Raw genomic sequence first — 5912 nt, 5'->3', positions numbered from 1 at the left:
TTATGACGTAAAAAGTTGTACAGAAGAAGGGGCGACACTTCCTGATGGTACAACTGGATGGAAATGTCTGCTAGAACCCCAAGGATATCGAGATGTAATTAACTTACCTAAAAACAGCGTAACTACAATCCGTATTCCCTTCGTGAATCCCTTTATTACTGGTACATTTGTTTATCACTGCCACATACTGTTACATGAAGACAGAGGCATGATGAATAATATCCAAGTAGTAAATCCAGATGGGTTTGAGATATCAGGTGCTGCACCAACTAAGTAATATCAAACCCGGTAGTATCCGTATAAAAAAGCAGAGAAACCGGGTTTGTATCAAATGCCCTAATATAGAATCCGGTTGAATAGTTATTGTGTAGTTGGGAGTAGGGGAGTAGGGGAGTAGGGGAGTAGGGGAGTAGGGGAGTGGGGGAAATTAAAGGCTTGAAGTAATTATAGAATTATCAACATATACTATATAACCGGATTCTATATAATAGTCTTATATTATCAGCAAATTTTTCCCCCTGTTGCCTGTTGCCTGCGCGCAGCGCTATAATTATCCGGACATGATATAACATTGACTTCCTACAAACCCGGCGAAAATGGTTGTAGATAAACTTGTTTCATCTACAACCTACCACCTATAGCAATAGAAAGATAAGTTATATCATGTTCCCCCTCCGGGGGAGCTACGCTAACGGTTGAATAGTTATGATTAGGATATAGATGGAAGAGATACCTCAAACCCAAGAGAATTGCTTTCCTTACGGAATGCTACGCAAACCTTCCACGCAGTGACCGTCGCAATGACTTTATAGTTAGTGTTTATCCGAACATGATATTAGGACTTATGCTGAAAATTAATCTTAGACTAGGCAATGTTTTTCCTACTGTTCCCTGTTCCCTGTTCCCTGCTATTCAACCGCCTTTCAATAGCATTATTAAACCGATCGCTCATTTCCCCCATCTCTAAATTAATTAAAGAAACTCCCTCATTAACTAAAATTTGCAAAGCACTTTCAGCATTACCCACCAAACCAACTTTTTGCCAAAAATTAGTCAAATTTTCCTGAAGATATGACTCCCAAATTTTCTGATTTTCTTGCGCAATAGAAACCAAAATTCGGCAACCACCCTCTCCAAACAAAAACTCATCCCACCGAAAATCAGACTTTTCAGCTAATTCCAAATTAACCTCAGCTCCCAACTTCCCACTAATACAACACTCTGCAAGAGCGATCGCTAAACCACCCTCAGCACAGTCATGAGCAGAATTTACCCAACCTTGACGAATACCATAACGACAAACTCCCTGTACCCGACGCTCCAAATCAAAATCTACCTCACTGGGTTTCCCAGCAACCACACCATAAACAGTTGCCAAATATTCCGAAGCAGCTAAAGACCGCATCCCCAAATTTCCAATTAAATAGATAATATCTCCCTCAACTTGCCAACCTTGCCCACAAATATTAGTCAGGTCGGGAATTAAACCCACCATTCCCACCACTGGAGTCGGATATATCGCCTGGGGATGACCCTCACTATCCAAAGTTTCATTGTACAAAGACACATTCCCACCAGTAACAGGAGTTCCCAACTCCCGACAACCTTCAGCAATACCGCGACAACTCTCCGCAAGTTGCCAATATCCCACTGGTTTTTCCGGACTACCAAAATTGAGATTATCTGTAACTGCCACAGGTTCCGCACCCACACAACTGAGATTCCGAGCAGCTTCCGCTACTACCGCTTTTGCCCCCATATATGGGTCTAGATAAACTAAACGAGAATTGCAATCTACCGTCGCAGCAACACCAGAATTTAATAGTGGGTTGTCCGTGGAAATTTGCGGACGTAACCGAATGACAGCAGCATCACTCCCACCAGGAAGCATAACAGTATTATTCTGCACTTGATGGTCGTATTGCTGATACACCCAATGCTTAGAAGCAATAGTTGGAGTATCTAATAAAGTCAGAAGAATATCATTCCAAGTTTGCCAATTTCCCTGCACTTCAATACCTGCTGCCGTACATGATGGCAAAGATGCCGAATTCCATGACCAAGCATTTTTCGCATATTCCGGTGGTTCGCTCAACAACTCCCGCTCATAAATAGGAGTATTATCTGCCAAAGCAGTAGCAGGTATTTCCGCTGCTATTTTCCCCTCAAATAAAATTCGCACAATAGGTTCTTCAATAACCGTACCTGCAACGACAGCATGAAGTCCCCAACGCTGGAAAATATCAATTAATTCCTGTTCGCGACCTTTCTCAGCAACAAACAACATCCGTTCTTGAGATTCTGAGAGCAAATATTCATAAGGAACCATCCCAGTTTCTCGTACTGGAACTCTGTCAAGGTCAAATTCAATACCCACACCACCATTAGCTGCCATTTCAGAAGTAGAACAGGTAATGCCAGCAGCACCCATATCCTGAGCTGCCACTACTGCTCCTGTTTTGAATGCTTCTAGACAAGCTTCAACTAGACATTTTTCCAAGAATGGGTCGCCTACTTGTACCGCAGGGCGATCGTCAATTGATTTATCGCTGAGTTCGGCACTGGCGAAACTTGCTCCACCCATACCATCTCTACCTGTGGTGGAACCAACATATAAAACTGGGTTGCCAATACCGGATGCACCAGATTTTACAATTTCGGGGGTTTCCATTAAACCCAATGCCATGACATTGACTAAGGGGTTGCCTGTATAAGCAGGGTCAAAGTAAATTTCTCCTCCAACTGTAGGTACTCCGAAACAGTTTCCGTAGTGAGAAATGCCGGAAATTACTCCAGTAAAAATGTGTCTAGTTTTGGCATCTTCTAGGGAACCGAAACGTAGGGAGTTAAGTACAGCGATGGGACGGGCACCCATTGTGAATATGTCTCGGAGAATACCACCGACTCCTGTTGCTGCCCCTTGAAATGGTTCGACAGCGGATGGGTGGTTGTGGGATTCTATTTTGAAAGCGAGTTGGAGTCCGTTGTCTAGGTCTACAACTCCGGCATTTTCTCCTGGTCCAACAAGAATGCGTTTACCTGTGGTGGGAAATTGTTTGAGTAAGGGGCGGGAGTTTTTGTAGCAACAGTGTTCCGACCACATGACCCCGAACATTCCCAGTTCTGCTTTATTGGGATGACGACTAAGGCGGTTGAGAATTTCTTGATATTCTTCTGGTTTGATGCCTTCGGATGCTATTTCTTCTGGGGAAAAGGGAGTTTGTGACATATATTGTTTCTTTTATTTTGTTTGCGTTTTAGGGTTGAAATTGCTCCGAGAGTACCAAGAGCTAGAAAGCTTAAGGTAGAGGTGGGTTCAGAGACCATGATTGGGGTAGCAGAAAAACTAACAGACAATTCACTATCTTCTGGCCCAAGATTTTCAAAACCTGTTATAAATGGTGGCGCAGAAAAAATCTCAAAATAACCCGGAGGCTGTAAAAAAATCAGCAAAAAACATATTAACAAAGTTTCCTTCCGAGGTGAAATACCCAAAACCGCTACTTGTTAACTGCTCATCAGGATTAAGACTAATTATATTGTCAAGTATAAAAGGTTAGTTTCCTGGTACTGAAGTTCCCGTAGGTTGTAAACCAATAATTGTTTCGTCATTTCGCGTACCAGTAATTCCAGTAATTAGGTAAAAACCAAAATCGTCAGGAGTGTCATTAGTAGTCAAATTACCACTCGCCTCTATGCCAGGAGCAGAATAATTCCAGTTCCAAATTAAAGCAGAGGCAGCTTGTATTTTCCCAAAAACCAATGCAGATGTAGCAGTAAGGACTGTGACAGATAGTAGAGTTAGATTTTTCATAAAAAAAAATAAAATAATAACTATTTTAGATTTCCAACTTACTTAAAGATATCCTGCTTCCTGCAATCAGTCAAGTATCCTGCACTTCCCAATCATCTGACGAGTTCGAGAAACCATTCTTGAGCATCTTCTCCTACTAAAGGATAAGTCGCTTTTCCTTGAATCTCAAACCATTTACGCTGAAGTTTAGGGTGGAATTATCATCTATTTTAAGATTATTTAATTAATAACGCATTAATTGAAGCTTTTCTTCAACGTTTAACCCTTCAGATTTACTCATTAACTCATTTAATAATTCTTGAGACATAATTAATAATACCTCCTTACCGAATAATTAATAATTATTAATTATTCAGCTTAAAAGCCGACCATTTCAAGGGGAAAAAAGCGGTCGTTAGCGCAGCTTCCCATAGGGTGGGATGGCGATATATCCTCGCTGGCTAACCATCGAACAAGAGAAGAAATAATATTTCCTGATATTCAATTAAGGACAGTTTTAACCAGAGGTAATTATCAATTATCCATTAATGAAATACAACGTCCCTACCTACTCCCTATTTCAATAACTTTTCTACTAATATTTCAAGATCGGGAAAAACAAGTGTAAAAATATTTCCTTGACTGTAGTTTTTTTGCACTTGATAATCATCTTTTGATGGTTCTTTAAATACGACAAGTTGTTCATTTTCTACATCCACAACCCAATATTCTAAAATGCCAGCACGGGCATAAATAAACCGTTTTTTTTCTAAATCTTTTTCTAAAGTTGTATCAGAAACTTCTATTAACAAATAAATTTCTTCAGGATAAGGATGACGAGAATCATATAAAGATACTGGCATTTTAACAACAGCAATATCTGGTTCTGGTTCTGAACTAGGAAGAGTAACTGGATGTGCTTCGTAGATTTTTGCCAGACCTCGAAACTTTTCTCGCAAATATTCAGCAATAGAATCAGTGATTTTCCGATGCAAAGATTTTTCTGGCGACATTTCAATAATTTCTCCTTCTAATAATTCTACATGGCGATCGCTCAGAATACCCGCAGAAATCATCTGATGATAGTCTTGTATTGACCATTTAGCTAAAGTAATCATGGTGCGTTTATGAATAATTTGAGATTGCTATTTAGTATTTTACCGAATAATTAATAATTAATAATTAAATAATTCTGGTTTAAAGCCTCCCCTTTTAAATCGCTAAACTTGCTTGACTCATCATACTGATAAATATATTTTCCTATCCTAAAATAATAGAAAAATTTATATTAAGTTTCGATAATTATAAGACTTACGCACTTTAACGTATTTCCGTCATTGCGACCCATAGGGAAACAATCTCAAGTCCTAGTTTTTCCTTACCCATGGGTAAGTCCTGATATATATACTAGCTAATAATGAGATAGATAGGGATTTTTTGTGCTATAATTCAAGTAACCAATTACAAAACAAAGTGATGGCTAAAATTAGCATAAACTAAACTAAACTGATAATTTAAACATAGATAAATCTTTAACCTATCAATTATCAAAATTTTTATTAATAGATAAATACTTCTAGGAAATTTTTCCATTTCCCAGTCATGTCAACCACCAAAATGCCATTAAATTTCACAGAATTACCCCTACGTCTGCTGAGTGTAGAAGAATATCAGCGCATGGCAGAAGTAGGAATTTTGCACCAGGATGAACAGGTAGAATTAATCGCAGGACAAGTTATTCGCAAGATGTCACCTCAAGGAAGTTCCCACGCTGCAGCTATTCGACGAGCAGACCGCTTGTTTAGTCAATCTTTAGGAAAAAGGGTTTCGGTGCAGAAACAACTTCCGGTGATACTGAATAATTTTTCTCAACCTGAACCAGATATTGCAGTAGTGAAAGTAGACCCTCTTGATTATGATGACTCTCATCCTACAGCAGAAGATGTGTATTTGATCGTGGAGATTGCTGATAGTACTCTCAAAAGTGACTTGGAGCTTAAAGGAAAAGAGTATGCAAAGTCTGGAATAGAGGATTATTGGGTGTTGGATGTGAATCATCGTCAGTTGTATGTGTATCGACAACCTACTGAAGATGGATATCAACAGGAAATGATTTTAG

The 5912-nt window shown here is 39.4% G+C and carries 5 protein-coding genes; 2 read left to right on the top strand and 3 right to left on the bottom strand.

The genetic code is table 11. From position 1 onward, the window contains the following. The coding region (locus F6K13_RS14940) for a multicopper oxidase domain-containing protein (RefSeq protein WP_287287753.1) at positions 1 to 277 on the top strand (277 nt) is incomplete at its 5' end. A 588-nt stretch (positions 278 to 865) separates the two neighbouring features. Here F6K13_RS14940 and purL read toward each other — a convergent pair. The 3 genes from purL to F6K13_RS14925 all read right to left on the bottom strand — a co-directional run bounded on the left by purL (position 866) and on the right by F6K13_RS14925 (position 4911). Beyond that, entirely contained in the window at positions 866 to 3229 is a 2364-nt protein-coding gene (gene purL / locus F6K13_RS14935; protein ID WP_287287752.1) for a phosphoribosylformylglycinamidine synthase subunit PurL, read from the bottom strand. 327 nt (positions 3230 to 3556) lie between these two features. Further along, on the bottom strand, positions 3557 to 3814 hold the full coding sequence (locus F6K13_RS14930; RefSeq protein ID WP_205127625.1) for a hypothetical protein: 258 nt from the start codon (positions 3812 to 3814) through the stop codon (positions 3557 to 3559). Positions 3815 to 4368: 554 nt separating this feature from the next. Then, a complete protein-coding gene (locus F6K13_RS14925) occupies positions 4369 to 4911 on the bottom strand; it encodes a Uma2 family endonuclease (protein WP_124154536.1) in 543 nt (180 codons plus the stop codon). A 484-nt stretch (positions 4912 to 5395) separates the two neighbouring features. Between F6K13_RS14925 and F6K13_RS14920 the strand changes: the two genes are divergently transcribed. Then, positions 5396 to 5912: Uma2 family endonuclease (locus F6K13_RS14920; protein WP_287287749.1), on the top strand; the 517-nt coding region annotated here is incomplete at its 3' end.

Source organism: Okeania sp. SIO2B9 (assembly GCF_010672505.1).
In the GTDB taxonomy this organism is placed as follows: Bacteria; Cyanobacteriota; Cyanobacteriia; order Cyanobacteriales; family Microcoleaceae; genus Okeania; species Okeania hirsuta.
The sequence above is the reverse complement of the archived record's forward strand: the minus strand, read 5'-3'. Positions and strand labels throughout refer to the sequence as shown.